Origin of the sequence: Archangium sp., from assembly GCF_036389735.1 — a bacterium.
Taxonomy (GTDB): domain Bacteria; phylum Myxococcota; class Myxococcia; order Myxococcales; family Myxococcaceae; genus Archangium.
Genome location: NZ_DASVWK010000533.1, coordinates 1 through 2,410, shown reverse-complemented (window position 1 = coordinate 2,410; position 2,410 = coordinate 1). Strand labels below are relative to the sequence as shown.

The following is a 2,410-nucleotide window of genomic DNA, read 5'->3' as shown; positions in this document are numbered from 1 at the left end:
GCGCGTGAAGGACCACGGCATCGGCATCGCCGAGGAGGACCTCGCCCGCATCTTCGAGCGCTTCGAGCGCGCCGTCTCCGTGCGCCACTACGGCGGCTTCGGCATCGGGCTGTGGATCGTCCGGGAGATCGTCCAGGCGCTCGGTGGCAGCATCGAGGTGGAGAGCGCGCCGGGCAAGGGGGCCACCTTCACCATCACCCTACCCCGCCGCGGCCCCGGCGAGCCCCACTGACGACGGGGCGGCGCCGCGGAAGCCGCGGCGCCACTGACTAGCGGCGGGTCAGCGCCATGTAGATGACGTTCTGCGTGCTGTCGCGGAACATCTCCACCTTGGCGAGTTCCGAGGGGTCGATCTCCGAGGCGAAGGCGCGCACCTGGTTGTCATCACGGTAGATGAGCCACCAGTCCATGAAGGCCTCGAGGTAGCCGGCGTCGGGCGTGCGGGCGGCGAAGTTGCCCACCAGCAGACGCCCGCCGGGGCGGAGCATCCCGAAGAGGAGCCGGGTGAGGCGCGCGGCCACGGACTCGGAGAGGTAGTCGTACAGGCCCGCCGAGTAGATGAAGTCCTGCTCCGGGAACGCGGCCTTGCCCAGCAGGATGGAACGGACCGAGCCGCGCACGGGCTCCACACACGTGCCCGCGTGCTGCTTCGTCACCACCTCCAGGCTCACCGGGTCCTGATCGAACGCGATGAGCCTGCCGAGGCGGCCCTCGGCCAGGGCGTGCGAGTGCTCGGCCTCGCGCAGGTGCCCGCAGGCCACGGAGAGGATGCTCGGCTTGTGTACCCGCTCGGCCACGGCATCCAGCTCGCCGGCCAGCAATTCCCGCCGCTCACGCACGCTCTTGGGGCCGGATTGACGCCACAGGAAGTGGTAGATGTCCCTTCCCAGCTTCGTCGTCCCCGCCGCCGGGTGCTCGTTATAGAGGTAGTCGATGAGCACCGCGTCACCGGCATAGCCTCGGGGCTTCTCGAAGCCGTGCCGGGTGTAGGGACATTGGTGGATGAGCTCGCGCAGGGGATGTCCCCGCACGATCTCCAGGCAGAAGCGGGTCCACTCCTCGCGGTCCCACTTCCGGTGGAGAAGGGCCAGGCCCCGGAACAGCGAGTCCAGGCCCAGCCGCAGGTTGCCACCTTTGGCGATCTGCCAGTGAATGTCATCCAACCAGCAGGCCGCGCGCTCCAGAGCGTTGCTCCAGTCCACCCATTCCATCACGGGTGCAGCCAGCGCATTGCGCGCGGTTTTGACATCGCCAGAAAGGGCAGCATCGCTCGAAGGAGACGAAGATGACGAGGGAGGTCCTTCCATCGCCACCACAACTGAGTGCCCTGCCATTCCCTTCCCTGCCACGAGGCTGGCCACCGGGCGCCGGCCGAGTCTCTCGCCCGGGGCTCAAGCATGAAAGGTGTAGGACGGAAGCAACTCAGGGAGGCGGAGGTGCGATAATTTCCCAGAACATTTTGCTTCGAAGGGAACGATCATGTCCGTGCACACCATCCGGCAGGGCGAGACGCTCAGTGCGCTGGCCCGTCAGTACAACACCTCGGTCGATGCCCTGGCGAAGGCCAACAACATCCAGGACCCGAACCGGATCGGCGCGGGCCAGCAGCTCGTCATCCCCGATGGATTCGACGCGCCGCGCCAGCCGGCGGCGACCAACTCGGCCGCGTCCCCGGACCGCTTCGAGGCGCGCAGCTTCGCGACGGGCAGCCCAGCCTCTGGAACCACCAACACCAACGCCTGGATTCCGGTGGACGCCCCGGTGCGCGGCAACCCGTCCAACCGCAACGCGGACAACTACAGCCAGGTCATCGACCAGTTCTCGGTGAACAACAACCCGCGCTACCAGCCGCGCGGCGGCAACACCTACTGCAACATCTTCGCCTGGGACGTGACGCGCGCCATGGGCGCGGAGATTCCGCACTGGGTGGACGGCGCGGGCAACCCCGCGGGGGTGGGAGCCCCGGGAGCCCGGGAGCTGGACGCCAACGGTGGCCACCGCTGGCTGGAGACGCAGGGCCAGAACCACGGTTGGCGCGAGGTGAGCGCCCAGGAGGCGCAGAACTTGGCCAACCAGGGACACCCCACCGTGGCGAGCTGGAACAACCCGGGCGGCATCGGCCACATCGCCGTGGTGCGCCCCGGAGAGCTGACGGACCGGGGCCCGGCCATCGCCCAGGCCGGTGCGAGCAACTTCAACAACGGCCACGTGCGCGACTCCTTCGGCAACGCGCCGGTGAAGTACTTCGTGAATGCCCAGGGACAGGCCGGTCAGTCGCCCGCGCCGGCGCCCAGCCAGCCGGCGCCCAGCGCTCCGACGGCGCCTGGCGCCCCGGCCGCCTCGCGGGGCGCGTACACGGTGCAGCCGGGTGACACGCTCAGCGGCATCGCCGCCCGCCATGGCACCACCG

Annotated in this window: 3 protein-coding genes; 2 read left to right on the top strand and 1 reads right to left on the bottom strand. The window is 69.1% G+C overall.

Annotated elements, in window-relative coordinates:
- A partial coding sequence (locus VF794_RS18645) for an ATP-binding protein (RefSeq protein ID WP_331112262.1) occupies window positions 1-232 on the top strand: 232 nt, incomplete at its 5' end.
- Window positions 233-269: 37 nt separating this feature from the next.
- On the opposite strand, the gene VF794_RS18640 is transcribed toward VF794_RS18645, so the two are convergent.
- Window positions 270-1,211, bottom strand: a complete 942-nt coding sequence (locus VF794_RS18640; protein WP_331112264.1) for a class I SAM-dependent methyltransferase — start codon at window positions 1,209-1,211, stop codon at window positions 270-272.
- Between the two features lie 268 nt (window positions 1,212-1,479).
- Here VF794_RS18640 and VF794_RS18635 point away from each other — a divergent pair.
- Window positions 1,480-2,410 (top strand): LysM peptidoglycan-binding domain-containing protein (locus tag VF794_RS18635; protein ID WP_331112260.1); only part of this gene is annotated, 931 nt, incomplete at its 3' end.